Source organism: Nocardioides sp. CFH 31398, assembly GCF_022436705.1.
In the GTDB taxonomy this organism is placed as follows: domain Bacteria; phylum Actinomycetota; class Actinomycetes; order Propionibacteriales; family Nocardioidaceae; genus Nocardioides.
On sequence record NZ_JAKUHT010000005.1, the window covers coordinates 336,791 to 363,751 of the forward strand.

At 74.3% G+C, this 26,961-nt stretch carries 26 protein-coding genes; 6 read left to right on the forward strand and 20 right to left on the reverse strand.

Annotated features, from left to right (window positions below; genetic code table 11):
- Window positions 1–157 precede the first annotated feature (157 nt).
- Both purM and purF read right to left on the reverse strand, forming a co-directional pair.
- Window positions 158–1,240 (reverse strand): phosphoribosylformylglycinamidine cyclo-ligase, encoded by a 1,083-nt coding sequence (gene purM / locus MJ876_RS06235; protein ID WP_240235364.1) that lies wholly within the window; start codon window positions 1,238–1,240, stop codon window positions 158–160.
- An 11-nt stretch (window positions 1,241–1,251) separates the two neighbouring features.
- Window positions 1,252–2,799, reverse strand: a complete 1,548-nt coding sequence (gene purF, locus MJ876_RS06240) for an amidophosphoribosyltransferase (protein ID WP_374202458.1) — start codon at window positions 2,797–2,799, stop codon at window positions 1,252–1,254.
- 111 nt (window positions 2,800–2,910) lie between these two features.
- On the opposite strand from purF, the gene MJ876_RS06245 reads away from it, so the two are divergent.
- Entirely contained in the window at window positions 2,911–4,713 is a 1,803-nt protein-coding gene (locus MJ876_RS06245; protein WP_240235366.1) for a GAF domain-containing sensor histidine kinase, read from the forward strand.
- 9 nt (window positions 4,714–4,722) lie between these two features.
- On the opposite strand, the gene MJ876_RS06250 is transcribed toward MJ876_RS06245, so the two are convergent.
- Both MJ876_RS06250 and MJ876_RS06255 read right to left on the reverse strand, forming a co-directional pair.
- Window positions 4,723–6,075, reverse strand: a complete 1,353-nt coding sequence (locus MJ876_RS06250) for a dipeptidase (RefSeq protein WP_240235367.1) — start codon at window positions 6,073–6,075, stop codon at window positions 4,723–4,725.
- Window positions 6,076–6,084: 9 nt separating this feature from the next.
- Window positions 6,085–6,471 carry a sterol carrier family protein gene (locus tag MJ876_RS06255; RefSeq protein ID WP_240235368.1) on the reverse strand — a complete coding sequence of 129 codons (387 nt, stop codon included), beginning with the start codon at window positions 6,469–6,471 and terminating at the stop codon, window positions 6,085–6,087.
- Window positions 6,472–6,542: 71 nt separating this feature from the next.
- Here MJ876_RS06255 and MJ876_RS06260 point away from each other — a divergent pair, with 71 nt between their 5' ends.
- Together MJ876_RS06260 and MJ876_RS06265 are read left to right on the forward strand one after the other, a co-directional pair.
- Window positions 6,543–7,082 (forward strand): pyridoxamine 5'-phosphate oxidase family protein, encoded by a 540-nt coding sequence (locus MJ876_RS06260; RefSeq protein ID WP_240235369.1) that lies wholly within the window; start codon window positions 6,543–6,545, stop codon window positions 7,080–7,082.
- Between the two features lie 30 nt (window positions 7,083–7,112).
- Window positions 7,113–7,964, forward strand: a complete 852-nt coding sequence (locus tag MJ876_RS06265) for a DNA-formamidopyrimidine glycosylase family protein (RefSeq protein WP_240235370.1) — start codon at window positions 7,113–7,115, stop codon at window positions 7,962–7,964.
- Between the two features lie 25 nt (window positions 7,965–7,989).
- Here the strand turns inward: MJ876_RS06265 and MJ876_RS06270 are convergent, their stop codons facing one another.
- Both MJ876_RS06270 and MJ876_RS06275 read right to left on the reverse strand, forming a co-directional pair.
- Window positions 7,990–9,018, reverse strand: a complete 1,029-nt coding sequence (locus tag MJ876_RS06270) for a TerC family protein (protein ID WP_240235371.1) — start codon at window positions 9,016–9,018, stop codon at window positions 7,990–7,992.
- Between the two features lie 166 nt (window positions 9,019–9,184).
- Window positions 9,185–10,147: a YafY family protein gene (locus MJ876_RS06275; protein WP_240235372.1), complete on the reverse strand. Its 963-nt coding sequence runs from the start codon at window positions 10,145–10,147 to the stop codon at window positions 9,185–9,187.
- Between the two features lie 62 nt (window positions 10,148–10,209).
- On the opposite strand from MJ876_RS06275, the gene MJ876_RS06280 reads away from it, so the two are divergent.
- On the forward strand, window positions 10,210–11,226 hold the full coding sequence (locus MJ876_RS06280) for an ATP-binding cassette domain-containing protein (RefSeq protein ID WP_240235373.1): 1,017 nt from the start codon (window positions 10,210–10,212) through the stop codon (window positions 11,224–11,226).
- Window positions 11,223–12,041 carry an ABC transporter permease gene (locus MJ876_RS06285; protein ID WP_240235374.1) on the forward strand — a complete coding sequence of 273 codons (819 nt, stop codon included), beginning with the start codon at window positions 11,223–11,225 and terminating at the stop codon, window positions 12,039–12,041. Before MJ876_RS06280 ends, MJ876_RS06285 begins: the two co-directional genes overlap by 4 nt.
- A 104-nt stretch (window positions 12,042–12,145) precedes the next feature.
- Here MJ876_RS06285 and MJ876_RS06290 read toward each other — a convergent pair whose 3' ends face one another.
- From MJ876_RS06290 to MJ876_RS06315, 6 genes are all read right to left on the reverse strand, one after another.
- Entirely contained in the window at window positions 12,146–12,511 is a 366-nt protein-coding gene (locus tag MJ876_RS06290; RefSeq protein ID WP_240235375.1) for a hypothetical protein, read from the reverse strand.
- Window positions 12,508–13,353 (reverse strand): S9 family peptidase, encoded by an 846-nt coding sequence (locus tag MJ876_RS06295; RefSeq protein ID WP_240235376.1) that lies wholly within the window; start codon window positions 13,351–13,353, stop codon window positions 12,508–12,510. The genes MJ876_RS06290 and MJ876_RS06295 overlap by 4 nt, the downstream gene beginning before the upstream one ends.
- Before the next feature lie 67 nt (window positions 13,354–13,420).
- On the reverse strand, window positions 13,421–14,884 hold the full coding sequence (locus MJ876_RS06300; protein WP_240235377.1) for a M1 family metallopeptidase: 1,464 nt from the start codon (window positions 14,882–14,884) through the stop codon (window positions 13,421–13,423).
- Between the two features lie 77 nt (window positions 14,885–14,961).
- On the reverse strand, window positions 14,962–15,390 hold the full coding sequence (gene arfB, locus MJ876_RS06305) for an alternative ribosome rescue aminoacyl-tRNA hydrolase ArfB (RefSeq protein WP_240235378.1): 429 nt from the start codon (window positions 15,388–15,390) through the stop codon (window positions 14,962–14,964).
- On the reverse strand, window positions 15,387–15,845 hold the full coding sequence (locus MJ876_RS06310; protein WP_240235379.1) for a hypothetical protein: 459 nt from the start codon (window positions 15,843–15,845) through the stop codon (window positions 15,387–15,389). The genes arfB and MJ876_RS06310 overlap by 4 nt, the downstream gene beginning before the upstream one ends.
- An 11-nt stretch (window positions 15,846–15,856) precedes the next feature.
- A complete protein-coding gene (locus MJ876_RS06315; RefSeq protein ID WP_240235380.1) occupies window positions 15,857–16,648 on the reverse strand; it encodes a hypothetical protein in 792 nt (263 codons plus the stop codon).
- A 75-nt stretch (window positions 16,649–16,723) separates the two neighbouring features.
- Between MJ876_RS06315 and MJ876_RS06320 the strand changes: the two genes are divergently transcribed.
- Window positions 16,724–17,590 carry an A/G-specific adenine glycosylase gene (locus MJ876_RS06320; RefSeq protein WP_240235476.1) on the forward strand — a complete coding sequence of 289 codons (867 nt, stop codon included), beginning with the start codon at window positions 16,724–16,726 and terminating at the stop codon, window positions 17,588–17,590.
- Between the two features lie 135 nt (window positions 17,591–17,725).
- Here the strand turns inward: MJ876_RS06320 and MJ876_RS06325 are convergent, their stop codons facing one another.
- The 8 genes from MJ876_RS06325 to MJ876_RS06360 all read right to left on the reverse strand — a co-directional run bounded on the left by MJ876_RS06325 (window position 17,726) and on the right by MJ876_RS06360 (window position 26,942).
- The gene (locus MJ876_RS06325; RefSeq protein WP_240235477.1) at window positions 17,726–20,311 is read right to left on the reverse strand and encodes an ATP-dependent Clp protease ATP-binding subunit; all 2,586 of its coding nucleotides are present in this window, start codon (window positions 20,309–20,311) and stop codon (window positions 17,726–17,728) included.
- 192 nt (window positions 20,312–20,503) lie between these two features.
- Entirely contained in the window at window positions 20,504–20,848 is a 345-nt protein-coding gene (locus MJ876_RS06330) for an Lsr2 family protein (RefSeq protein WP_240235381.1), read from the reverse strand.
- Between the two features lie 183 nt (window positions 20,849–21,031).
- On the reverse strand, window positions 21,032–21,829 hold the full coding sequence (locus MJ876_RS06335) for a type III pantothenate kinase (RefSeq protein WP_240235382.1): 798 nt from the start codon (window positions 21,827–21,829) through the stop codon (window positions 21,032–21,034).
- Between the two features lie 9 nt (window positions 21,830–21,838).
- Window positions 21,839–22,909 (reverse strand): carboxylating nicotinate-nucleotide diphosphorylase, encoded by a 1,071-nt coding sequence (gene nadC, locus MJ876_RS06340; protein ID WP_240235383.1) that lies wholly within the window; start codon window positions 22,907–22,909, stop codon window positions 21,839–21,841.
- Window positions 22,906–24,645, reverse strand: coding sequence for an L-aspartate oxidase (locus MJ876_RS06345; RefSeq protein ID WP_240235384.1), 1,740 nt, complete (start codon window positions 24,643–24,645; stop codon window positions 22,906–22,908). The genes nadC and MJ876_RS06345 overlap by 4 nt, the downstream gene beginning before the upstream one ends.
- A gap of 10 nt (window positions 24,646–24,655) precedes the next feature.
- On the reverse strand, window positions 24,656–25,087 hold the full coding sequence (gene panD, locus MJ876_RS06350) for an aspartate 1-decarboxylase (protein WP_240235385.1): 432 nt from the start codon (window positions 25,085–25,087) through the stop codon (window positions 24,656–24,658).
- A complete protein-coding gene (panC, locus tag MJ876_RS06355) occupies window positions 25,087–26,016 on the reverse strand; it encodes a pantoate--beta-alanine ligase (RefSeq protein WP_240235386.1) in 930 nt (309 codons plus the stop codon). The genes panD and panC overlap by 1 nt, the downstream gene beginning before the upstream one ends.
- Window positions 26,013–26,942 carry a Rossmann-like and DUF2520 domain-containing protein gene (locus tag MJ876_RS06360; protein WP_240235387.1) on the reverse strand — a complete coding sequence of 310 codons (930 nt, stop codon included), beginning with the start codon at window positions 26,940–26,942 and terminating at the stop codon, window positions 26,013–26,015. The genes panC and MJ876_RS06360 overlap by 4 nt, the downstream gene beginning before the upstream one ends.
- Window positions 26,943–26,961: the final 19 nt, after the last annotated feature.

Consider the following 26,961-nt stretch of genomic DNA (forward strand, 5'->3'; position numbering starts at 1 on the left):
GAAGGCCCGGACTGTCCGGTCTGTGTCGTGGCGCCCACGCTACCTGTTCGCCGAAGGATTCCGCACAGCGGCTCGGAGGATTCACGTGTCGTCTTCGCCTCAGTGCCCGGGGCGGGCCCGCGGCAGTCCTGCGCCCGCGTCGCCCGGGCCGGTCCCGCTAGGCGGGGTGCGAGCCCACCAGGTGGACGGCGCCACCCGCCACCTCGGCGGCGCCGGCGGGTGCGTCGGCGGCCGCGCGGACCTCTCCGGCGACCCAGGCGGGGACGTCGGCGGCCGCCAGGACCTCCAGCGCCCGGTCGGCGTCCGCGGCGTCGACGACGGCGACCATCCCGACCCCCTGGTTGAGGGTCTGCTCGGCGTCCTCCAGGCGGACGTCGCCCGCGCGCCGGACGACGTCGAAGACCGGCGCGGGCGTCCAGGTCCCGCGGTCGAGGACGGCCTCGAGCTCCGCGGGCAGCACGCGCTGCAGGTTCGCCGCGAGGCCTCCCCCGGTGACGTGGGCCATCGCGTGCGTGCGCGTCTCGGCCGCCAGCTGCAGGCAGGCCCGGGTGTAGATGCGGGTCGGGGTGAGCAGGGTCTCCCCGATCGGGCCCCCGAGCTCGTCGACGTGCCTGTCGAGCCCCCACCCGGCGCGGGCGAGGACGTGACGCACCAGCGAGTAGCCGTTGGAGTGCAGGCCCGACGAGGCCATGGCGACGACCACGTCGCCCGCCGCGACCCGGCCGGGGCCCAGCAGGCGGTCGGCCTCGACGACGCCGGTGGCGGCACCGGCGACGTCGTACTCGTCGGGCTCCATCAGCCCCGGGTGCTCCGCGGTCTCGCCACCGACGAGGGCGCAGCCGGCCTCGACGCACGCCTCGGCGATGCCCTTCACGATCGCGGCGACCCGCTCGGGGACGACGCGGCCGGTGGCGATGTAGTCGGTCATGAACAGCGGCTCCGCGCCGCAGACGACGAGGTCGTCGACGACCATGCCGACCAGGTCGAAGCCGATGGTGTCGTGGCGGTCCATCGCCTGCGCGATGGCGACCTTGGTCCCGACGCCGTCGGTGGACGTCGCGAGCAGCGGCCGACGGTAGGCCAGCAGCGCCGAGGCGTCGAAGAGCCCCGCGAACCCGCCGAGCCCCCCGATCACCTCGGGGCGCCGGGCCTTCTCGACCCAGCCCTTCATCAGGGCCACGGCCTTGTCGGCCGAGTCGATCGAGACGCCGGCGTCGGCGTACGTCGAGGGGTCCGTCACGGGGGTGCTCCTCAGGGGTGGCGGAGGGAGTCGGGTGCGCCGCCGCCCGCCGCGGAGGCCGCCAGGCCGTCCGGGGTGCGGGGACCGGTCTCGAGCAGGTCCTTGCCGAGGTGCTCCGGCTCGGGCAGCGGGACCGGGTACACGCCGTCGAAGCAGGCGCGGCACAGGTGGTCCTTCGGGACCTCGGTGGCGTCGACGAGGTCGTCGAGCTCGATGAAGCCCAACGAGTCGGCGTCGATGGAGCCGCGGATCTCCTCGATGGTCAGCCCGTTGGCGATGAGCTCGGCGCGGGTGGCGAAGTCGATGCCGTAGAAGCAGGGCCACTTCACCGGCGGCGAGGAGATGCGGACGTGGACCTCGCGCGCGCCGGCCTCGCGCAGCATCCGCACCAGGGCGCGCTGGGTGTTGCCGCGCACGATCGAGTCGTCGACGACGACCAGCCGCTTGCCCTCGATGACGTCGCGCAGCGGGTTCAGCTTCAGCCGGATGCCGAGCTGGCGGATCGTCTGGCTCGGCTGGATGAAGGTGCGCCCGACGTAGGAGTTCTTGACCAGGCCCATGCCGTACGGGATGCCGGAGGCCTCGGCGTACCCGATCGCGGCGGGCGTGCCGGACTCGGGCACGGGGATGACGAGGTCGGCGTCCGCGGGGAACGCCTTCGCCAGCCGGCGCCCGATCTCGACGCGGACGCTGTGCACCCGCCGTCCGGTCATGCGGGTGTCGGGGCGGGCGAGGTAGACGAACTCGAAGAGACAGTGCTTGGGCGCGGCCTCGGCGAAGCGGTGGGAGCGCAGGCCGTCGACGTCGACCGCCACCATCTCGCCGGGCTCGACCTCCCGGATGAACGAGGCGCCGACGATGTCGAGCGCCGCCGTCTCCGAGGCGATCACCCAGCCGCGCTCCAGGCGGCCCAGCACCAGCGGCCGGATGCCCTGCGGGTCGCGGGCGGCGTACAGGGTGTCCTCGGTCATCCAGATGAACGAGAAGGCGCCCTTGACCTGCGGCAGGATCTCGGCGGCCCGGTCCTCGACGGTCCGGCCCGGGTGGTCGGCGAGGAGGGCGGTGACGACGCTGGTGTCGTTGGTCGCGGTCGGGCCGCGGTCGACGGGGAGGTCGAGCTCGCCGTCCAGCACGCTGCGGTCGGCGACCATCCGCACGAGCTCGGCGGTGTTCGTCAGGTTGCCGTTGTGCGCGAGCGCGATCGAGCCGTGCTCGGTCGGGTGGAACGTCGGCTGGGCGTTGAGCCAGGTGCTCGCGCCGGTGGTCGAGTAGCGGGAGTGGCCGACCGCGACGTGCCCCTTCAGCGCCTCCAGGGTCGCCTCGTCGAACACCTGCGAGACCAGGCCCATGTCCTTGTAGACCAGGATCTGGCGACCGTTGCTCACCGCGATCCCGGCGGACTCCTGGCCGCGGTGCTGCAGGGCGTACAGCCCGTAGTAGGTCAGCTTGGCGACGTCCTCGCCGGGAGCCCAGACGCCGAACACCCCGCAGGCGTCCTGCGGGCCGAGGTCCTCGGGGTCCAGGGCGTGGTTCAGCCGCCCGTCGCCGCCCTTGCGCACGCTGCTTGAGGAGGGCACACGACGAGTCTAGGCCCGCGGCGGATGCGTGGACGTCCGACCCGGGTACCCCGGCATTGGACGTACCATCGACGCAGTCTCGTGGGGCAGGGGGTGTCCGTCGTGGAGGAGACGTCGTCGGACAGCACGACGTACCGCATCCACCGTGTGATGGCGGACGCCTGGTCGCACACCGCCCTGAAGGACAGCCTCCAGGTCGTCGCCGACGGGGTCGTCGAGGTCGTGGGCTTCGGCGTGGCCGCCGTGAGCGTGCTGCACGACACCGGCGAGCTCGAGGTCGTGGCCCTGTCCGGGGACGACGGGGCGCGCGACGAGCTGCTCGGCACCTTCAGCCCCCTCTCCGGGCTGCTGGAGGAGCTCACCGTCGCCGAGCACTGGGGCCCGCGGCTGCGCTTCGTCCCCCACGAGAGGCTCAGCCAGAACGTCAGCACCATCGGGTGGGTGCCGGACTACGAGCCGGTGGACGACCCGGACGCCTGGCACCCGATGGACCTCCTCATCGCGCTCATCACCGACGACGCCGGCGAGATCCGCGGCTCGATGTCCGTGGACCTCCCCGACGACGGGATGCGGCCCGGACCGGAGCGGCGCCGCCAGCTCGAGACGTACGCCGAGCAGGCCGCGCGCGCCATCGTCAGCGCGGTCGAGCGCGCCCGGCTCGGTGAGCGGGTGCGCCTCGCCGACACCGCGCGCAAGGTGGTCCGCGAGGCCGCCGGCGAGCTGAGCAGCGGCCCGCTGCTGGACGCCGCCCGCCAGGCCGTCGTCGACGGCTTCGACATCCAGGGTCTGTGGCTGCGGACCTTCGACGACGAGGACGACGAGCGCCAGCGCGCCAACCGCGAGGGCACCCCGATCCCCGCGGCCATGTTGGAGATGGGCGACCGGATCGCGCGTGCCTGCTGGGAGCACCAGCGGGCGCTCATGGTCTCGACGCGGCGCGAGGACTGGCTGCTGAGCCCCGAGGAGCACCAGCGGATCTGCGACTTCCTCCTCGCCGTGCACGTCACCTCCATCCTCGTCGTCCCCCTGGGGGCCGGCCAGGAGTGCCTCGGCGTCCTGGCACTCGCCCGTGACGACACCGACCCCGACTGGAGCGACGCGGAGATCGCCGCCGCCCTCGAGATCGGTCAGGACCTCGGTCGGGCCCTGCTGACGGCGCGACTGTTCGAGCGCGAGCGGAAGCTGGTCGACGAGCTCCAGCAGCTGGACGCCTACAAGAGCCGTCTGATCGCGACCGTCTCGCACGAGCTCAAGACGCCGCTCAGCACGGTCATCGGTCACGTGGAGCTGCTCGACACCGACGACGAGCTGTCGTCGCGCGGACAAGCCTCGGTCCAGGCCATCGGCCGCGGGGCCCACCGTCTGCACAACCTCGTCAACAGCCTGCTGATGCTGGCGAAGGTCGGCGACCCGCACAACGTCATCGAGCCGGTCCTGGTCGACATCGGGCGCGCCCTGAAGGAGGTCGCGCAGCTCCTCGAGATGCAGGCCGACGACCGCGACGTCACGTTCGACCTCGTCACCCCGCAGGACGCGGTGGTCGCCCACGGCGACCCGTACGAGCTGGACCAGCTGGTGACGAACCTGGCCAGCAACGCGGTCAAGTACTCCGGTGACGGCGGTCGGGTCGAGCTCGGCGTCGAGGAGGGCCCCGCGGCGGGCACCCTCACGATGTGGGTCTCCGACGAGGGCCTCGGCATCTCGGAGTCGGACCAGCAGCAGCTGTTCGCGGAGTTCTTCCGCTCCACCAACCCCCAGGCCCTGGCCCAGCCCGGCACCGGGCTGGGACTGACCATCGTGGCCCGCATCGTCGAGCGTCACCACGGCCGGATCGAGGTCGACTCCGAGCTCGGCGTCGGCACGACCTTCCGCGTCACGCTGCCGCTCGCACCCTGAGCCCTCCGGCTACCGCAGACGGTCGAGGAGCAGCGCCTCGGCGACGACGACGCGCTCGAAGTCGGCGAGGTGCAGCCCCTCGTTGGCGCCGTGGGCGCGGGTGTCGGGGTCCTCGACGCCGGTGACCAGCACCGAGGCCTGCGGGAACGCCTCGAGGAACTCGGCGATGAACGGGATCGAGCCGCCGACGCCGAGGTCGACGGGGCGGACGCCGTCCCAGGCGTCGGCGAAGGCGTCGCGGGCGACGTCGTACGCCGGGCCCGTGGCGTCGATCGCGGTGGCCTCGCCGCCGTCGAGGAACGTCACCTCGACCTGCGCGCCCCAGGGGGCGTGCTCGAGCAGGTGGCTGCGCAGCGCCTCGGTGGCGGACTCCACGGTGTCGCCGGGGGCGATGCGCATCGACAGCGTCGCGCGGGCGCTCGGGACCAGCGTGTTCGAGGCGCCCTCGGCACGGGGCGCGTCGAGGCCGATGACGCTGAGCGCGGGCTTGGTCCACAGGCGCGCGACCGCGCTGCCGGTGCCCACGAACCCGACGCCGTCGGCGAGCCCGGACTCGGCGCGCAGACGCTCCTCCGGGTAGTCGACGTCGGCCGCCGGGCCCGAGACCAGACCCGCGACCGCGAGGTCGCCGGCGTCGTCGTGCAGCGAGGCGACGAGCCGGGACAGGGCGATCAGGGCGTCGGGCACGAGGCCTCCCCACATGCCCGAGTGGACGCCGTGGGTCAGCGTCGTGACCTCGACGGACACCCGGACCAGGCCCCGCAGGCTGGTCGTCAGCGCCGGGACGCCGACGTCCCAGTTGGTGGAGTCGGCGATGACGATGACGTCGGCGGCGAGGGTGTCGCGGTGCTCGGCGAGCAGCATCGGCAGGGTGGTCGAGCCCACCTCCTCCTCGCCCTCGACGAAGACGGTGACCCCGACGCCGAGGTCGTCGCCGAGCAGGCGCAGCGCGCCCAGGTGGGCGACGACCCCGGCCTTGTCGTCGGCGGCGCCGCGGCCGAACAGCCGCGTGCCGGCGGGCGACTCGCGCTCGGTCGGCTCGAACGGCGGGGACTCCCACAGGGCGTGGTCGCCCTCGGGCTGCACGTCGTGGTGGGCGTAGAGCAGCACCGTCGGCGCGCCCTGCGGCGCCGGCCGCCGCGCGATGACCGCCGGGGCGCCGCCCTCGGCGGCCACGATCGACACGTCGTCGATGCCCTCGGCCCGCAGCAGGTCCGCGACGGCCTCGGCGCTGCGCCGCACCTCACCCGCGCGGGCGGGGTCGGCGCTGACGGACTCGATGCGCACCAGGTCCTCGAGGTCGGCCCGCAGGCGCGGCAGGTGCTCGGCGAGACGGGTGCGGAGGTCGTCGACGGAAGGCATGCCCCGAGGCTATGCCGGGCCGGACCCCGCTCGCGGACCGGTCAGCGGGAGGTACGGCGCGAGGTCGGTCCGCTCGCCCGAGGCGGCGATGCGGTGGGTGCCGACGGCGTCGTCCCAGGTCAGCCCCCCGCGCGCCAGCGCGATCCAGGTGAGGGCGTCGGTCTCGACGACGGCCCGCGGCGTGCCACGGGTGTGGCGCCCGCCGGCGACGGCCTGCACCGCGCCGTACGGCGGGACGCGGACCTCGACGCTGTAGCCGGGCGCGGCCTCGACGAGCTCGTCCAGGTAGTGCTTGACGAGGAGCTTGAGGCTCGCCCGGGCCGGGTCGCCGGCCTCGACGTCCGCCAGCGCGGCGGCGAGGGCCTCGGGCTCGGGACGGCGACGACGGGGCGGCATGGGCCCATCCTCTCGCGCGGGGCCCCGAGGCCCACCGATGAGTCCCGGCCACCCGCGTGGTCGGCCCTGTCATGAGCACACCGCGGACGGAAGCGATCCCGCGCACCGGGCGCGGCACCGGGAGCGAGGAGCCGGGAGCGGGCCCGGCGACCTGGGCCGCGATCGAGACGGACCTGCGGGCCGGGGCCGGCACCAGCTGGCTCAGCGTCCCGGCCCGGCACGGCGGCGTCCACACCCGGCCGGTGTTCGCCGCCTGGGGCGGGTCGTCGTTCGTGGTCACGACGAGCCCGGCGGCGGTCAAGACCGCCCACCTGCGCGCCGACGGCCGGGTCTCGCTGGCGGTCGACCTCGGCACGGTCCACCTCGTGGTCGAGGCCCGCGCCGTGCGGCTGCACGCCCGCGCGGACCTCGAGCGGGCCTCGGCGGCGATGCTCGAGGCCTACGACTGGCCGACCGAGCCGACCGGCGACCTGCTGGACGCGCCGTACGCCGCCCCGACCTCGGGCGGTCCGCCGTTCGAGGCGTGGGAGCTGCACCCGCGGCGGGCCCACGCGTTCCCGACCGCCGACCAGGTCCAGCCGACCCGCTTCGTGTTCGACGGGCCCACATGACCGCGTGAGTCCGCGGGCACCATGGAGGTCGTGCCCGAGGGAGACAGCGTCTACAAGAACGCGCGGAAGCTCGACCGCGTGCTCGCCGGGCGCGTCCTGGAGCGGGGCGACCTGCGGGTGCCGCAGCTGGCGACCACGTCGCTGGCCGGGCGGACCGTGCTCGGCCACGACTCGCACGGCAAGCACCTCCTCACGCGCTTCTCCGGCGGGCTGACGCTGCACAGCCACCAGAAGATGGAGGGCACCTGGAAGACGACCGGCCCCGGCAAGCGGCTGCCGCGCCACTTCATGGACGACGTGCGGGTGCTGCTGGCCGCCGAGGGGGCGGGGACGGCGTACGGCCTGCGGCTCGCGATCGTCGAGCTCGTCGAGACCGCTAAGGAGCACGAGGTGATCGGGTACCTCGGCCCCGACCCGCTGCGGGAGGACTGGGACGCCGCCGCCGCCGTCGCCCACTTCCGCGCCCAGCCGCAGCGCCAGCTCGCGCCGGCGATGCTCGACCAGCGGATCATGGCCGGGCTCGGCAACCTCTGGGCGAACGAGCTCGCCTTCCTGCTCGGCCACTCCCCCTGGACGCCGATGGCCGAGGTGGACGCCGAGAGGCTCGTCGCGCTGGCGTCGCGGGCGCTACGGCACTCGGCGCTCGTCAAGGACGCCTACCAGGTCACCACCGGCGTGAACCGGCCCGGGCAGTCGCACTGGGTGATCGGCCGGGGCGGCAAGCCGTGCCGGCGGTGCGGCACCGAGGTCCGCCAGGTGCAGGCGCTGGTGAACTCCCCCGACCACCGGCGCACGTCGTGGTGCCCCCACTGCCAGCCGGGCCCCGGGCCCGAGACGCGCGCGGAGGGCGGGAGCGTGCCGCTCCCGCCCTCCGACGGCTGACCGGCGACCGACCTGCGACGGGCGCCTAGACCCCGGCCGACTCCAGCGGACGGCGGCGGAACGCGGTCTCTAGCTCGGCGTCCTCCTCGGCCGTGGCCACCCGGAAGGGCGGGTCCTCCGGCTCGGGGGCCGCGACGCGGGCCTGGCCGCGGGTCCTGACCATGCTCGCGGTGATGGCGACGGCGATGACCGTGGCGATCACGGCGAGCGAGATCGGCGTGGGGACCTTGTAGACGTCGACCTGCAGGGCCATCTTGATCGCGACCCAGATGAGGACGACCGCGAGGCCGAGCTTCAGGTACACGAAGCGGTGCATGAGGTCGGCGAGCAGGAAGTACATCGCCCGCAGACCCAGCAGCGCGAACGCGTTGGCGGTGAAGACGAGGAACGGCTCGGAGGTCACGGCGAAGATCGCGGGGATCGAGTCGACCGCGAAGATCACGTCGGTCACCTCGACCAGCACGAGGACCAGCAGCAGCGGGGTGGCGAGCAGGGCGCCGCGGCGGCGGACCAGGAAGCGCTGGCCGTGGTAGGTGTCCGTCATCGGGACGGCCCGGCGGAACCAGCCGACGACCTTCGACTCCGACGGGTCCATGTGGTCGTTGCGGGTGCGGATCATCTGGACGCCGGTGAACAGCAGGAACGCGGCGAACAGGTAGAGCACGGCGCTGAACAGATCGATCACCGCGGCGCCGGCGGCGATGAAGCCACCGCGGAGCACCAGCGCGCCCACGACACCGAGGAACAGCACGCGGTGCTGCAGCTCACGCGGGACGGCGAAGTAGGTGAAGATGATCGCCCAGACGAAGACGTTGTCGACGGCGAGCGACTTCTCGATCAGGTAACCGGCGAAGTACTGCTGGCCCAGCTCCGCGCCGTACGCGAACCAGATCCAGCCGCCGAAGGCGACGCCGATCGCGACCCACACCGCGGACCACGCCGCGGCCTCCCTGACGCCGATCACGTGGGCGCGGCGGTGGGCGAACAGGTCGACGGCGAGCATCGCGACGATGCCGCCGAGGACGGCGAACCAGAGCCACAGGGGTACGTCCATGGGAACCTCCCGGTCGGTGCTGACCGGAGGTCTCCCCCAGCCGCCCTGCCGGGCGACCCGACCCGCCGGACGCCGGGTGGCGTCGTACTGACGACGTGGCCGTGAGCGGGGTACTCCCCTCCACCAGTCCAAGGATGACGGGAGATAGTGGACGTTTCAAGCACTTCTAGGCCGATGTGGCCGAGGCCATGCGCGCGGCCGTCCGTTGCAGCACGGGCGCCAGGTCGCCGGCGTCCTCGACGACGTAGTCGGCGTCCAGGGCGGCGAGCAGCATCGCCGGCCAGGCGGGCCAGTCGCTGCCGATGACGAGTCGGCACTCGTCCTCGCCGAGCGGCTCGACGTCGGCCTCGCCCCACACCATCCGTCGGACGTCGGCGGCGGGCGCGGCGACGCGGGCGCGGACGACGTAGCGGGTGGGCATGCGGCTGATCCCCTGCCGGACGAAGGTGGTGGCGTCCTCGGCGGGCAGCTCGCGAGCGGTGAAGCGCATCCCGGTCGGGGCCGGGTCGCTGATGCGGTCGAGGCGGAAGGAGCGCCAGTCGCGGCGGTCGCGGTCCCAGGCGACGAGGTACCAGCGGCGGCCGAGCGTGACGAGGCGGTGGGGCTCGGCGCGGCGCTCGCCCGGCCCCTCCGCGCCGCGGGCGGTGTAGCCGAAGCGGAGGCACTCGCCGTCGCGCGCCGCCTGCGCGAGCGTCGTGAGCACCCCGGCGTCGAGGACGGGACCGTTGCCGGGACCCGGCGCCGGGTCCGTGGCCGCGTCGAGGGCGTCGAGACGACGGCGCAGGCGCGGCGGCATCATCGCGACGACCTTCGTCAGCGCCTGCACCGAGGTCTCCTCCAGTCCGCGCACGGCGCCCGCGGCCGACGTCCGCAGGCCGACGGCGATCGCGACGGCCTCCTCGTCCTCGAGCAGCAGCGGCGGCATCGAGCCGCTGCCCGCCCGCAGCTGGTAGCCGCCGGCGACCCCGCGCACCGCGTCCACGTCGTACCCGAGGTCGCGCAGGCGCTCGACGTCGCGGCGCACCGTGCGGGGGCTGACCTCGAGCCGCTCCGACAGCTCGCCGCCGGGCCAGTAGCGGTGGGTCTGCAGCAGCGAGAGCAGGCGGAGCATCCGGGCGCTGGTCGACATGGTCCGAGACTAGGCCGGAAAGAGGTCAGGACCTGACCGCATGGGCTCCTAGCGTCGTGGTCATGACGACACCAGTGATCCAGACACGGTCCCTCACCCGGACCTTCCGCAGCGGCCGGAGGACCGTCGAGGCGGTCCGCGGCCTCGACCTCGAGGTCGCCCAGGGCGAGCTCGTCGCGTTCCTCGGCCCGAACGGGGCGGGGAAGTCCACCACGCTGAGGATGCTCACCACCCTGCTCCCCCCGACGTCCGGCACCGCCCGGGTCGCGGGCCACGACGTGGTGACCGAGCAGTACGCCGTCCGCCGGGCCATCGGGTACGTCGGGCAGGGCAACGGCGCCGGCCACCAGCAGCACGGGCGCGACGAGCTCGTCTCGCAGGCGAGGGCGCACGGGATGTCGCGGGCCGCGGCGCGCGCACGGGCCGAGGAGCTCGTCGCCGACCTCGACCTCGGCGCCGTCGCCGACCGGAAGGCGCTGAGCCTGTCGGGCGGCCAGCGGCGCCGGCTCGACATCGCCCTCGGGCTGGTGCACACCCCGCGGGTGCTGTTCCTCGACGAGCCGTCGACCGGCCTCGACCCGCAGAACCGCGCCAACCTCCAGGAGCTCGTCCGGCGGCTCCACGCCGACACCGGCAGCACCGTCGTCCTCACCACCCACTACCTGGAGGAGGCCGACGCCCTGGCCGAGCGGGTGGTCGTCGTCGACCACGGCCGCGTCATCGCGGACGACACCGCCGCCGCCCTGAAGTCCGGGCTCGGTGACCTCGTCGTCCTCGGCCTCGCGGACGCCGGGTCGGCCGCGCGGGCCGCCGTCCGCGCGGAGCGGCTGCGCGGCCACGCCGGCGAGCGCCCGGTCGTGACCCTGGACGGGTCCGAGGTCCGCGTCCGCGTCGCCCACGGCCGCGAGACCGCGCCGCGGCTGGTGACCGAGCTGGCCGCCGCCGGGGACGCCGTCACCCGGCTCGAGGTCGTCGGGCCGACCCTCGACGACGTCTTCCTCGACCTGACCGGACGCAGCCTGCGCGAGAACCAGAGCACCGACACCACCGACACCACCGACGAGGAGAACGCCGCATGAGCACCCTGACCGCCCCCGCCACCCCGACCACCCCGACCGACGCCGTCGACGCCCCACGTCGGACGAGCTGGCTCGCCGACACGGTGAACGTCGCCGTGCGCGAGCTGCGCCCGATGCTCCACGAGCCGGCGAACGTGCTCTTCGCCATGGTGCAGCCGCTGGTGTTCCTCGCGCTGTTCGCGCCCCTGCTGCCCGACGTGCCGGGCGGCACCTCCGCGCTGCAGTGGTTCGTGCCGGGCATCGTGGTGATGACCGCGCTGATGGGGGCGTCGATGACCGGCGCGAACCTCTCCGACGAGATGCTGACCGGCTCCCACGAGCGGCTGCTCGTCTCGCCCCTCCGTCGCTCCTCGCTCATGGTGGGCCGGGCGGTGAAGGAGGTCGCACCCGCGCTCGCCCAGACCGCGATCATCGTCGCGGTGGTGACGCCGTTCTCCTTCGACCTCCACCCGCTCGGGGTGCTGACCGGGGTCGCGATGCTGGCGCTGTTCGCGGTCGGGATCGGCTCCCTGTCGTTCGCGCTGGCGCTCGTGGCCGGTGGCGAGCAGTGGATCTTCTGGACGGTCCAGCAGACCGTGCTGTTCCCCGTCCTGCTGCTCGCCGGCGTCCTGCTGCCCCTCGACGGCGCCCCCGCGTGGCTCTCGGTCGCGGCCGACCTCAACCCCGTGACGTACGTCGTCACCGCGGAGCGCGCGCTGTTCGCCGGTCAGCTCCCCGTCGGCGACGTCCTCGCCGGCTTCGCCGGCGCCGGCGTGGTCGCGGCCCTCGGCCTGCTCGTCGGTCTGCGCGCCATGCGGCGGTCCGGGACGCGCTGACCTCCTCGTCCCGAGGGCCTCACCCGGCGCGGGGGTCTCGCCCGTCGCGGGTTTCACCAGCCGGCTGGTGAAACCCCTCGGCGGCCCCGGGCCCCGAGAGCAGGTCAGCGCAGCGTGAGCCAGAGCCCGAGGGGTACGACGGCGAGGCCGAGCAGGAGCCACCAGGAGACGGGGTTCTTGCCGTGGATGAGCCTCGCGAGCACGACGGCGACCACGGCGAAGAAGCCGGCGATCAGGTTGAGGCCGACCTGGGCCTGCAGGGTGGGTCGCTCGAGGAAGACCGCGGCGAGGATGATGCCGCCGACGAGGTGGACGAGGGTGGTCACCGCGAGCGCCGACAGGACCCAGCGCCGGACGCGGTCGAGGCTCTCCGCGTCCTTGCGCTGCTGCTCCGGCGTCGGCCGGGGCGCGTCCAGGTCGAGCAGGTGGCGCTGACCCTTCTGGGTCCGGCGAGGCATGGAGTCGTTCATCTGCTCCATTGTCCCAGGAGCGCGAGGGTATCCACCCAGGCCTGCGAGGTGGGGTCGATCACGACGAAGTGGTCGCCCTCCACCTCCAGCAGCTCGGCGTCGGCGCCCGCCGCGGTCGCGGCGGCGACGTAGTCCTCGGACTGCGAGAACGGGACGTTCGCGTCGTCACGGCCGTGGACGCACCGCACGGGGACGCCGAGCGGCACCTGCCGGACCGGGTCCCACTCGTCGTACGCCGGGCCGGGGGGCTGCCCCACGAAGGCCTCGACGGCGCCGGCGCCCAGGTCGTCGTCGTACGCCGTCGTGAGGTCGAGGACGCCGGCCTGCGACACGACGTGGGTGACGGGGACGCGGGCGTCCGCCCAGCGCTGCGTGCCCGCGCGGCCCGCCGCCCAGGTCGCGAGGTGCCCGCCGGCGGAGTGACCGAGCGTGATGACCGTCGAGAGGTCGAGGCCCTCGACGTCGGCGAGCGCGTCGATGCCCGCGGACACGTCGTCGAAGGTGGCGGGCGCTCCCCCGCCACCGCCGGGGCCGGCGCCGACCCGGCGGTACTCGAGGTTCCAGGCCGTCCACCCCTCCGCCGCCAGGCTCGTGGCCAGCGGGCGACCGAGCGACAGGTCGTACTCCGCGCGCCAGAACCCGCCGTGGATCACGACGACCACCCCACGGGACTCCCCGTCGGGACGGGTGAGCTCCGCGAGCTGGGACGGGTCGTCGCCGTAGGTGATGGTCTCCACGCCGTCTCCTTCTGTCCGGGGGGCGCCGAGCCGGCCCGGCGGGCCGGCGCAGCCGGTCACGACCAGGCCGCCTCCCGCGAGGAGGAGGGCGCGACGGGTCAGCACGTCTCCATCGAACCAGGGCCGGTCGAACGGGACCGGGTCGGCGGCACGCCCGCTCGGCGAGCCGCGCTCAGCGCTCCGGCCAGTCCGGCTTGTCGGCGTCGCGGACCCAGTCGGTGAAGAACGCGTCCAGGTCGTCACCGGACACGTCCTCGGCCATGGCCTGCAGGTCGGCGGTGCCGTGGCTCCCGCCGCGGAACGTGTGCTGCCAGGTCCGCAGCAGCGTGAAGAAGTCGTCGTCGCCGATGGTGAGCCGCAGCGCCTCCCAGAACTGCGCGCCCCGGTTGTAGGCCTGGTAGCCGAAGAGGTCCGCGGAGTCGGTCACGGCGCCCGGCGGGACCGTCCACCGCTCGTCCCCGGCCGGGACGCGCTGCCACGCGTCGAACCACGTCTGCTCGGTGTCCCTGCCCGCCAGGTAGGTCGGCATCCAGGTGGCCATGCCCTCGTTGACGTAGAGGTCCTGCCCCCAGTCGGTCGGCGACACGCTGTTGCCCCACCACTGGTGGGTGGCCTCGTGGACGAAGGTGTTGCCGTCGATCGAGGACGGGAAGAAGGAGCGGTCCTGCGTCTCGAGCGCGTAGTTGACGTCCTCGGGGACGACGTCCACCACGGCGCCGACGCTGACGCCCGGGTAGGGGCCGAGGACGTCCTCGAGGTCGTTGACGACCTCCTCCCAGCGGCCCAGCTGCCGCATCGTCTCCCGCCGCGCGTCGCCGGTGACCTGCGGGTCGACGAAGCTCCACTCCGGCACGGTGCGGCCGTCGCCGAGGTCCACCTGCGACCGGCGGACGTCGTACTGGCCGATGGAGATCATGGCCAGCTCGCTGGCCATCGGCCGCGGCTGCACCCAGCGCCACCAGGTGCGGTCGCCGTGGCGCTTGCGGTCCTTCAGCACCCCGTTGGCGGCCACCTCGTAGCCGCGGGGCACGTCGACGTCGATCGAGTAGCGCGCCTTGTCCTTCGGGGTGTTGTTGTTCGGGAACCCGGTCATCGAGCCGATCGGCTGGTTCAGGAAGGTCGCACCGTCGTCGGTGACGTTCCAGCCCTCCGCCGACCCGTCCTCGTCGACGTGCCGGGTCGGGACGCCCGCGTACCGCACGACGACCGTGAACGGGCCCTCGACCGGCTGCCCCGGCCGGACGACGAGCTTGTGCCGGATACGCCTCGCGTCGTCCTGGGAGGCGTAGCGGGCGGGCTCGCCGTCGACGGTCACCGACGTCACCCGCATCCCGCCGCGCTCGAAGTCGAGCGAGAACGAGCGCAGGGCCGCACCGGTGGTGTCGGCGGCGACCCGGGCGGTGCCCCTCAGGGTGCTCCGCGCGAGGTCCTCCGCCGGTGTCCAGCGCAGGTCGAGGTCGTAGCGGCGGACGTCGTACCCGCCGTTGCCGACCCGCGGGAACAGGCTGTCCCCCGCGGTGCGGGGGCCGTCGACCGGCGCCGCCTCCTCGGCGGCGGCCGGCAGGGTCACCGCGCCGGCGCACAGGGCGAGCACGACGGCGGGGACGACGGCGGGGACGACACGGCGGATCGACATGCGGTGGAGCCTCTCGGACGACGGCGCAGGCAGCCGGCCAGCCTAGAGGTGTGTGCTGTGGCCGACCTGTGCGCGCGTCAGTCCCAGCCCCCGCGTCGGCCGCGCTTGACCTCGGAGCGCCGCTGCTTGGCGGCGAGCCGCCGCTCGACCGAGCCCTTCGTCGGTCGGGTGCGACGTCGCGGACGCGGCGGCGCCGCGGCGGCGTCCCGCAGCAGGCGGGCGAGACGCTCGCGGGCGGCGCGGCGGTTGGCGAGCTGTGTGCGGTGCTCGCTCGCGGCGACCGTCACCACGCCGCCGACGAGCCGGTGGTCGAGGCGCGCGAGCATCCGCTGCCGGAGGTCGTCCGGCACCGACGGCGACGAGGCGAGGTCGAAGGACAGCTCGACGCGGCTGTCGGTGGTGTTGACGCCCTGCCCGCCCGGCCCGGACGAGCGCGAGAACCGCTCGGCGAGCTCGGCCTCGGGCACGAGGATCCGTGCGGTCACCCGCAGCCCTGCCTCGGTCATCGTCCCCCCAGGTCGAGGATGGCGGCCAACGTCCCGATGAGTGCCGGCCACACCAGGACGTAACCGGTGACGGCGCCGGCACGCGCCATCCCGGCGGCGGACGGCCGCGGGACCCCGGCGGCCCGGGCGTCGGCGGCGATGCCGCGGACGAACCGCCAGCCCGACTGACTGATCCAGGGCAGCAGCGGCTCGGCCAGCGCCGCCCCCAGCACGGCGCCCACGCACGCGACGGTCAGGGCCGCGGCGGCGTGGCCGCCGGAGGCGAGGCCCGCGGCGGCCGTCGCACACGCAGCGGCGACGAACGCGGCGAGCACCATCAGCGAGGTCCCGACCAGGACGCCGCCGCGCACGGTTCCGTCGGCCAACGCCGCCAGCCGACGCATCACCCGGCGCTCGAGCGCGATCCCCGCGGCGATGCCGACCGCGACGGAGCCGACCCAGACCAGGAGGACCATCGGCCGCCGCGTCAGCCGACGCGGTCGGGCTCCACGGCGCCGGAGGGCTCCTCCGACGGGGACGGCGAGCGGGTGACCTCGGGGGCGGGCGGGGCCTTCAGCTGGAACTGGACGCTGCTCGGCTCGCCGGCCAGCGCGGCCGCCTCGACGACGTAGTAGCCGGGGTAGGCCCAGTCGGTGGCGGGGCTGCACTCGTCGTCCGAGCGGCGCCCGGACCAGGGGACGACGACCTTGGTGGTCTTGTCGTTGCGGACCACCACCTGGCTGACCGGGACGGCGTCCGGGCACTGCCGGGTGCTCCAGATGTCGTCGTCGCCGGAGGTGATCTTCATCGTCAGCGTCTCCGGGGAGACGTCCCAGTAGCAGGCCGGGGACTCGACCGTGCTGACGTCGAGGCCGACCAGCACCCGGCTGTTCGTCGCCGGGCGCCACACGGCGGGCTCGACGACCACGTCGCCGGGCTCGCAGTCACCCTCGGGCTCGGCCGGCGGCTCCTTCGTCGGACGCGGCTCGCGGCTGCTGTCCTCCGCCCCCGGCTCGGTGGCGCCGTCCGAGGCCTCGTCGGACTCCGACGGCTCGTCGGCTGCCTCGGACGTCGGCGCGGCGGACTCGGTCGGCTCGGCGCTCTGGCTCGCGTCGGAGCCGACCTGGGCGACGGTGTCGCCGTCGCCGCCGTCCCCGCCGGCGCCGAGCAGGCGGGAGATGCCGAGCACCATCACGAACGCCACCGAGAGCACGACGAGGCGACGGAACCAGTACACGCGCGCCGGCAGCGGCCCGCGGGGCGTGGTCAGCGCGCTCATGGCGGCCACGGTAGTGAGCGCGGGGCCCCGGATCGTGGTGCCACACCGGGGCTAGCCTCGACCGACGTGGACACCCTGACGCAGGTGGTCGAGCCCGTGCTGCGCTGGTACGACGCGCACGCCCGGGTGCTGCCGTGGCGCGAGCCCGACGCCTCCCCCTGGTCGGTCATGGTCTCGGAGTACATGCTCCAGCAGACCCCCGTCTCCCGGGTGCTGGGCGTCCACGCCGCCTGGATGGAGCGGTGGCCGACGCCGGGCGACCTGGCGGCCGCGCCCACCGGGGACGCCGTCCGGGCCTGGGGCCGCCTCGGCTACCCGCGCCGCGCCCTGCGGCTGCACGCGGCGGCCACCGCGATCGCCGAGCGCCACGACGGCGAGGTGCCGTCGGACCTCGAGGCGCTGCGGGCCCTGCCGGGCGTGGGCGAGTACACCGCCGCGGCCGTCGCGACGTTCGCCTTCGGACGCCGCCACGTCGTGCTCGACACCAACGTCCGTCGCGTGGTCGGACGGGTCCTGACCGGCCGCGAGTCTCCCCCGCCGTCGCTGACCCGCGCCGAGCGCGACCTCGCGGGCGACCTGCTGCCGGACGACGAGGCCACGGCCGCCACGTGGTCGGTCGCGGTCATGGAGCTCGGGGCGCTCGTCTGCACCGCTCGCGCCCCGCGGTGCGAGGCGTGCCCGGTCGCGGACGTCTGCGCGTGGCGCGCCGCCGGCCACCCGGCGTCCGAGGGCCCGCGGCGGCGCCAGGCCTGGGACGGCACCGACCGCCAGTGCCGTGGTCGCCTGATGGCGGTCCTGCGGGACGCCGACGGCCCGGTGCACGTCTCGTCGCTCGGGGCCGTCTGGCCGGACGCCGTCCAGCGCGAGCGGTGCCTCGAGGGCCTCGTCGCCGACGGCCTCGCCGTCCGCACGTCGGAGAGCACGGTCGCCCTGCCCACCTGACGGCGGTCTCGACGCGCTCGCTCGCCAGGGCTCGCTCGCTGCTCGACCACCTCTCGGGGACACGGCGAAGGGCCCGCCACCCCGGGTGGGGTGACGGGCCCTGCGACGGTGCTGCGTCAGGTGCTGACCGGGGCCTCAGGCCTCGTCGCTGTCCTTGCGGATGTCGACGGGACCGTCGGACTCCTCACCGACCGCCTCGGCCGGCTTGTCGAGCTCGACGCCGGCGGTCTCCAGCGGCGGCATGTCGGGCACGCCGCCCATCTTCTGGCCGTGGAACGTGAACGTCGCCTCCGGGCCCTCGCCCTCGACGTCCACCAGCACGATCTGGCCGGAGCCGACCTCGCCGAAGAGCATCTTCTCGGCGAGGGTGTCCTCGATCTCGCGCTGCACCGTGCGGCGCAGCGGCCGGGCACCGAGGACGGGGTCGAAGCCCCGCTTCGCGAGCAGGTCCTTGGCGGCCTGCGTGAGCTCGAGGGACATGTCGCGGTCCTTCAGCCGCAGCTCGACCGAGGCGATCATGTTGTCCACCATCGAGACGATCTGCTCCTGGCTCAGCGGCGGGAACACGATGATCTCGTCGACACGGTTCAGGAACTCGGGGCGGAAGTGGTTCTTCAGCTCCTCCGACACCTTCGTCTTCATCCGGTCGTACGACCCGGCGGCGTCACCGGTCTGGGCGAAACCGAGGTTCACGCCCTTCGCGATGTCCCGCGTACCGAGGTTCGTGGTCATGATGATGACGCAGTTCTTGAAGTCCACGACGCGACCCTGGGAGTCGGTCAGACGGCCTTCCTCGAGGATCTGCAGGAGGCTGTTGAAGATGTCCGGGTGGGCCTTCTCGACCTCGTCGAAGAGAACCACCGAGAACGGCTTCCGGCGCACCTTCTCGGTGAGCTGGCCGCCCTCCTCGTAACCCACGTAACCGGGGGGAGAACCGAACAGCCGGGAGACGGTGTGCTTCTCGCCGAACTCGCTCATGTCGAGCTGGATGAGCGCGTCCTCGTCACCGAACAGGAACTCCGCGAGCGTCTTGGACAGCCAAGTCTTACCGACACCGGACGGGCCGGCGAAGATGAACGAGCCACCGGGACGCTTCGGGTCCTTCAGGCCGGCGCGGGTACGACGGATCGCACGGGAGAGCGCCTTGACGGCCTCCTCCTGACCGATGACCCGCTTGTGGAGCTCGTCCTCCATCTTGAGCAGACGGCTGGACTCCTCCTCGGACAGCTTGACGATCGGGATGCCGGTCGCCAGGGCCAGGACCTCGGCGATGAGCTCCTCGTCGACCTCGGCCACGACGTCCATGTCGCCCGCGCGCCACTGCTTCTCGCGGTCCGACTTCGCCAGGATGAGCTGCTTCTCCTCGTCGCGCAGACGCGCGGCGGCCTCGAAGTCCTGCCCGTCGATGGCGGTCTCCTTGCGCTCGCGCACCTCGGAGATCTTGTCGTCGAACTCCCGCAGGTCGTCCGGCGCGGTCATCCGGCGGATGCGCAGGCGCGAGCCGGCCTCGTCGATGAGGTCGATGGCCTTGTCCGGCAGGAAGCGGTCGGAGATGTAGCGGTCGGCCAGCGTCGCCGCCGAGACCAGGGCCTCGTCGGTGATGGTGACGCGGTGGTGCGCCTCGTACCGGTCACGCAGGCCCTTGAGCATCTCGATCGTGTGGTGGATCGAGGGCTCCGCGACCTGGATCGGCTGGAAGCGGCGCTCCAGCGCGGCGTCCTTCTCGAGGTACTTGCGGTACTCGTCGAGGGTGGTCGCACCGATGGTCTGCAGCTCGCCGCGGGCCAGCATCGGCTTGAGGATCGAGGCCGCGTCGATCGCGCCCTCGGCCGCGCCGGCGCCGACGAGGGTGTGGATCTCGTCGATGAACAGCACGATGTCGCCGCGGGTTCGGATCTCCTTGAGGACCTTCTTCAGGCGCTCCTCGAAGTCACCGCGGTAGCGCGACCCGGCGACCAGCGCGCCGAGGTCGAGCGTGTAGATGTGCTTGTCCTTCAGCGTCTCGGGGACAGCACCGCGGACGATGTCCTGCGCCAGGCCCTCGACGATGGTCGTCTTGCCGACGCCGGGCTCACCGATCAGGACCGGGTTGTTCTTCGTGCGGCGCGACAGGATCTGCATCACGCGCTCGATCTCCTGCTCGCGCCCGATGACCGGGTCGAGCTTGCCCTCGCGGGCGGCCTGGGTGAGGTTGCGCCCGAACTGGTCGAGGACCAGCGAGGACGACGGCGCGTCGCCGCTGCCGGACTGCGCGCCCGTGGCGGCGCCGGCGCTCTCCTTGCCCTGGAAGCCGCTGAGCAGCTGGATGACCTGCTGGCGGACCCGGTTGAGGTCGGCGCCGAGCTTCTGGAGGACCTGGGCGGCGACGCCCTCGCCCTCGCGGATGAGGCCGAGCAGGATGTGCTCGGTCCCGATGTAGGAGTGACCGAGCTGCAGCGCCTCGCGCAGGGACAGCTCGAGCACCTTCTTGGCGCGCGGGGTGAAGGGGATGTGTCCGCTGGGGGCCTGCTGGCCCTGGCCGATGATCTCCTCGACCTGCGCGCGGACTGCCTCGAGCGAGATGTCGAGGCTCTCGAGCGCCTTCGCCGCGACACCCTCGCCCTCGTGGATGAGGCCGAGCAGGATGTGCTCGGTCCCGATGTAGTTGTGGGAGAGCATGCGGGCTTCTTCCTGCGCCAGCACGACCACCCGACGGGCTCGGTCCGTGAACCGCTCGAACATGTAGTGCTCCTCCGTGTTGGAGAGAAAGTTCTGCGACGTCGTCGATGAGGACAACGGGGATTGACAGCCTACGTGTTCCGTACCCAGCAGCGGGGTCCGTGCGCTGACGGCGAACAGGCCCCCGACCGCGCCGCCGGTGGGGCGGGGTCGGGGGCCTGGCCGTGGAACGGGGGTGGAACGGGACGCGGCGTGTCAGTGCGCGGCGTCGTACGCCTCGCGCACCTCGGAGGAGACGCGGCCGCGGTCGGGCACGTCCCAGCCGTTGGAGCGCGCCCACTCGCGCACGTCCTTCGCGCTGGGGCCGTCGTCGGAGGACGAGGCGCGGCGTTGGTTGGACGGGCTCTTGCGGGCGCCGCGGCTGGTGCCCGACTTCCGGGCGTGGCCGACGTACGGCGCGAGCGCGTCGCGCAGCTCGGCGGCGTGGGTGTCGTTCAGGTCGATCTCGTACGACGTGCCGTCGAGACCGAACGAGACGGTTTCGCTCGCTTCCGACTCGTCGATGTCGTCGACCAGGGTGATGCTGACTTTCTGAGCCATCGGGGGCCGGTCCTTTCCGAAATGTTGGGTGATGCATCGTCCCCATGAACGAAAAGAACTATGGCAGAAAGCGCGAATTGGTGCACATCGAAAGTCGAGGAACACCCATGCACTGTTTCCCGGTTTCTTGGTTGCCGTGGCGGTGCAATCAATTCCTCTGGAATCAGTGCGAGGGAAAAGGGCTCAGCCCTTCGACTTCGCACGGGAATTGCGCCGGTGCACGAGCTCGAGTCCCCGCAGGGTCAACCACGGGTCGTGGTCGGTGACGCAGGCGCAGTCGTCGACGACGAGGGGCGCGAGGTGGCCCGTCGCGACCACACGGGTGGAGGCGGGGTCCAGGCCCTGCTCGGCGACGACCCGGGCGACCAGGCCCTCGACCTGGGCCGCCGCGCCGTACAGGACACCGGACTGCAGGGCCTCCACGGTGTTGCGACCCACCACCCGGTCGGGCCGCACGAGCTCGACCTCGCGCAGCTGGGCGGCGCGCAGGCGCAGCGCGTCGAGGGAGGTCCGCACGCCGGGGGCGATGACGCCGCCGACGTAGGTGCCCTCGCCGGTCACGACCTCGAGGCAGGTGGCCGTGCCGAGATGGACGACGACGACCGGGGCGCCGTACCGGGTCAGGGCGGCCAGCGCGTCGGCGACGCGGTCGGCGCCGACCTCGCGGGGGTTGTCGGTGCGCACCGGGATGCCCGTGCGCACCCCGGGCCCCACCACGACGCAGGGCAGGTCGGCGAGGTGGACCTCCAGCATGGTGCGCCACTCGGCGAGCACGGCCGGGACGGCGGAGCCGACGACCGCGCCGCCCACCAGACCCCGCTGGTCGCCGAGCAGGCCCGAGACCAGCACCCACCACTCGTCGGCGGTGCGGGTCTCGCTGGTCGTGAGCCGCCAGTGGCCCAGCACCTCGCCGTCGGCGAGCAGGCCGAGGTCGGTGCGGTCGTTGCCGATGTCGACGCAGAGGACGGGCGCACTGGTCACGACCGCCCCCTACCGTCGCGGCCGGAGGTCCATGGCGATGTCCAGCACCGGCGCGGAGTGGGTCAGCGCACCGACGGCGAGCGTGTCGACGCCGGTCTCGGCGACGGCGCGGGCGGCGGCGAGGTCGAGCCCGCCGGAGGCCTCGAGGCTCGCCGGGGCGCGACCCGCGCGGTCCGCGACCTCGCGGTTGAGCCGGACGGCCCCGGCCGTCGTCGCGACGTCCATGTTGTCGAGCAGCACGTCGTCGCAGTCGGTCTGCTCGACCAGCGCCGCCAGCTGGTCGAGGGTCGTCACCTCGACCTGCACGTGGACCCCGGGGTACGCCGCCCGCACGAGCCGGTAGGCCTCGACCGGCCCGCCGGCGGCGAGCACGTGGTTGTCCTTCACCAGGCCCTGGTCGGACAGGTCTCGGCGGTGGTTGACGCCACCGCCGGCGCGGACGGCGTACTTCGCGAGCGAGCGCAGGTGCGGCACTGTCTTGCGGGTGTCCCGGACCCGCGCGCCGGTGCCCTCGAGCGCGGTGACCCAGGCCGCGGTGGCCGTGGCGACGCCCGAGAGGTGGCCGAGGAAGTTCAGGGCGGTGCGCTCGGCGGTGAGCAGCAGCGCGGTGGCGCCGGTGACGGTGAGGACGACGTCCCCGCGGACGACCCGGTCGCCGTCGACGGCCCCGCGCACCACGTCGACGTCGGCGCCGAGCACGTGGCGGAAGACGAGCTCGGCCACCGCGAGGCCGGCGAGCGTGCCGTCGGCGCGGGCGACGAGGTCGGCGGTCTCGACCTGGCCGGCCGGGATCGTCGCCCAGCTGGTGACGTCCTCGCAGGGCAGGTCCTCGGCCACGGCGTCGACGACCGACGCGTGCACCGCCGCGGGGTCGAGGCCGGCGGAGCGCAGCTCGTCGAGCAGCGCGGCCGGCAGGTCGTCGTACGCCGGGGCGACGATGCCGCGGACCCGGTCGGTCACGGCGTCGGTCACGGGGTCGGTCACGGGGTCGGTCACGGGGTCGGTCACGGGGTCGGTCACGGGGTCGGTCACGGGGTCGGTCACGGGGTCGCCGGCGGGGCCGGTCACGGGGCCGGTCACGGGGCCGCTCCTGTCGGGACGGTGCGGGCGGCGACGGCCGCCGGGTCGGTCGGGGCGGTGCGGAGCACGTCGACCTCGAGGACGCCGTCGACGAGGGTGAGGTCGAGGTGGCCCGACCAGTGGTCGTCGTCCCGGTCGGGGTGGTCCTCGCGCCAGTGCGAGCCACGGGTCTCCTCGCGACGGGTCGCGGCGGCGAGCAGCCCGGTGGCGACGGTGAGGAGGTTGGTGGTCTCCCAGGCGGGGACGCCGGGCTCCTCGGTGGGCTCCTGCGCGAGGGCGGCGAGGGCGGCGGCGCCCGCGGCCAGCCCGTCGGCGTGGCGCAGGACGCCGGCGCGCTGGGTCATCACGGCCTGCAGGGCGGCGCGGGCCTGGCCGGCGACGAGCCCGGGCGACCGGCGGTCCTCGGCGGGGGTCCGCCAGCCACCGAGCTCGGTCGGCAGCACCTGCGCGATGCGGCGGGAGAACACGAGGCCCTCGAGCAGGGAGTTGGAGGCGAGCCGGTTGGCGCCGTGCACGCCGGTGCAGGCCACCTCCCCGGTGGCGTAGAGCCCGGGCACCCCCGTGCGCCCCCACAGGTCGACCGCCACGCCGCCCGAGGCGTAGTGGCAGGCGGGGGCGACGGGCAGCAGGTCGCTCACCGGGTCGATGCCGTGCTCGCGGGCGACGCGCAGGATGGTCGGGAAGCGCCGCTCCCACGTCTCGGCGCCGAGGTGGCGACCGTCGAGCCACAGGTGGTCGCTGCCCTCCTCCACCATCCGGCGGGTGATGGCCTTCGCGACCACGTCGCGGGGCGCCAGGTCGGCGAGCGGGTGGACCCCGGTCATCAGCCGGCGACCGGCGCCGTCCAGCAGCACCGCGCCCTCGCCGCGCACCGCCTCGGACACCAGCGGCTGCTGACCGAGCGCGCCGGCGCCGAGGTGCAGCATCGTCGGGTGGAACTGGACGAACTCCAGGTCCCGCAGCCGGGCGCCCGCGCGCAGCGCCAGCGCCGTGCCGTCGCCGGTGGCCACCGCGGGGTTCGTCGTCCGCGAGAACACCTGGCCCAGCCCGCCGCTCGCGAGGACGACGGCGCGGCAGGCGACGGCGCCGACGCCGTCGCGCTGGCCCTCCCCCATCACGTGGAGCGTCACGCCGGCCACGCCCGTGCCGGGGTCGCCGACGGGGCCGTCGAGGAGCAGGTCGAGGGCCAGGGCGTGCTCGACGACCTCGATCTCCGGCGCGGCGTGGACGGCGGCGATCAGCGCGCGGGAGATCTCGGCGCCGGTGGCGTCGCCGCCGGCGTGCGCGATGCGGTCGCGGTGGTGGCCGCCCTCGCGGGTCAGCGACAGCGCGCCGTCGGGGTCGTGGTCGAAGTTCGTGCCGAGCGCGATGAGCTCGCGGACCGCGTCCGGGCCCTCGACGACGAGCGCACGGACGGCGTCGGTGTCGCAGGCGCCCGCGCCGGCGGTCAGCGTGTCGGCCTCGTGCTGGGCGGGGCTGTCCCCCGGGCCGAGCGCGGCGGCGATGCCGCCCTGCGCCCAGCGGGTGGAGCCGGCGTCCAGGACGTCCTTGGTGACCACCAGGACCCGCGGGCCCGGGGCGTCGTCCGGGCGCGGCCCGAGCGCGGCGTGGAGCCGCAGGGCCGCGGTGAGGCCGGCGATCCCGGAGCCGACGACGACGACGTCGGCGTACGTCGTCCAGCCGGGCGCCGGGGCGCTCAACCGGCCGGGCAGCCGCGTGCTGTCGTGGGTGGTCACGAGGCGCAGGCTAGCGAGCCGCGGTCAGGTCGCCGCGCACGAGCGGCGCCCCCGACCCGGTGCCGGGCAGCACCTCGGCGGGGTCGGAGCCGGTGCCGACGATGCGGTTGTCCGCGTCCACGAAGACCACGCGGGGCTGGTGCTCGCGGGCCTCGGCGGTCTCCATCTGCCCGTAGGCGATGAGGATGACGAGGTCGCCGGGCTGCACGAGGCGCGCGGCGGCGCCGTTGATGCCGATGACGCCGGAGCCGCGCTCGCCGGCGATCGTGTAGGTCTCCAGGCGGGCGCCGTTGGTGATGTCGACGATGTGGACCTGCTCGCCGGGGAGCAGGTCGGCGGCGTCGAGGAGGTCCTCGTCGACGGTCACGGAGCCGACGTAGTGCAGGTCGGCCTGCGTCACGGTCGCGCGGTGGATCTTGCTGGTCATCATCGTGCGGAGCATCAGGCGGTCTCCTGCCCTGTCGGGTCGTGGGTGTCGTCTCGGGCGGTCTGGTCGAGGGTGAGCGGCATGGTGTCGATGAGGCGGGTGGTCCCGACGCGCGCGGCGACGAGGAGCCGGGCGTCCCCGGTGGTGGGGGCGTCGCCGAGGTCGGGGGCGACGAGGGCGAGGTAGTCGAGGTCCACGCCGGGCTCGGCGTCGAGGACGGCGAGGGCGGCGGCGCGGGCGGCGTCCGCGCCCCGGGCGCCCGCGTCCGCGGCGGCGCGCAGCGCGGCCGAGAGGGCGAGCGCCGAGCGGCGCTGGTCGGCGTCGAGGTAGCGGTTGCGGGAGCTGAGGGCGAGGCCGTCGGGCTCGCGGCGGGTGGGGACCGTGAGGACGTCGACCCCCAGGGCGAGGTCGAGCGCCATGCGGCGGACGAGGGTCTGCTGCTGGTAGTCCTTCTCGCCGAACACCGCGACGTCGGGTCGCACGAGCCCGAAGAGCTTCGCGACGACGGTCAGCACGCCCGCGAAGTGTCCCGGCCGCGACGCGCCCTCGAGGACGTCGCCGAGGGGGCCGGGGTGGACGGTCACCTGCGGCCGGCCGCCGGGGTAGACCTCGTCGACCGAGGGGGCGAGGACGGCGTCCACGCCGTGCGCGGCGCACGTCTCCAGGTCGGCGTCCAGGGTGCGGGGGTAGCGGTCCAGGTCCTCGCCCTGACCGAACTGCAGCGGGTTGACGAAGACGGTGACGACGACGGTCCCGTGCTCGCCGGCGCGCTCGCGGGCGGCGTCCATGAGGTCGGCGTGCCCGTCGTGCAGCGCGCCCATGGTGGGGACGAGGACGACCGGGCCCGTCGCCCGGCGCGGGGCGAGGAGCTCCGCGAGCGCGGCGGCGGTGTCGACGAGGACCGGCCGGGTGCCCGAGGTCGTGGTCGCGGTCGTGGTGCTCACCGCGTCGCCGCCACGGGGGCCCGGTCGAGCAGCCGGCGGAGCGCGTCGGCGCGGGGCCCGGCGACGCGACCGTCGGCCTCGGCGCGGGCGAGGGTGGCGCGCGCCAGCGCGGCGTACGACGTGAGCGCCTGCGGGGCGGCGTCGGCCAGCTCGGCGAGGTGGCCGGCGACCGTGCCGGCGTCCCCCCGGACGACGGGGCCGGTGAGCGCGCCGTCGCCGTGCGCGAGGGCGCCGTCGAGGGCGGCGCGCAGCAGCGGTCCCAGCAGCGCGGACGGGTCGGCGACCCCGGCGGCCGCGAGCGTCTCGCGGGCCTCGGCGACCAGGGTGACGAGGTGGTTGGCGCCGTGGGCGAGACCCGCGTGGTAGAGCGTGCGGCTGCCCTCGTCGACGTGGGTCGCGGTGGCGCCGAGCGCCGCCACGAGCTCCTCGGCGAGGCGACGCTCCCCCGGGCCCGCGGTGACGCCGACGACGGCGCCGCGGAGACGGTCGAGGTCGACCCTCGTGCCGGTGAAGGTCATCGCGGGGTGCAGGGCGACCGGCCGGGCGCCCACGTCGGCGGCCGCCGCCAGGACGGCGAGTCCGTGCCGCCCCGAGGTGTGCACGACGTACTGGCCCTCGCGCAGGGACCCGCCGGCGACGAGGACCTCGACGAGGCCGAGCAGGGCGTCGTCCGGCACCGCGAGGACGAGGACTTCCGCGGCCTCGGCGACGGCGGCCGGGGCGAGCAGCGGGACGCCGTCGAGCAGCGCGGCGGCGCGGGCCTTCGAGGCCTCCGAGTCGCCGGAGACGCCGACGATCTCGTGGCCGGCGTCGCGGAGCGCGGCGCCGAGGACGGCGCCGACGCGGCCGGCGCCGACGAGCCCGACGCGGCGTGCGGGCCGGTCGGTGGGCGCTGCCGTGGGCAGGGTGGAGCGGTGGTGCGTCATCAGGACCTCTCGCTGCAGT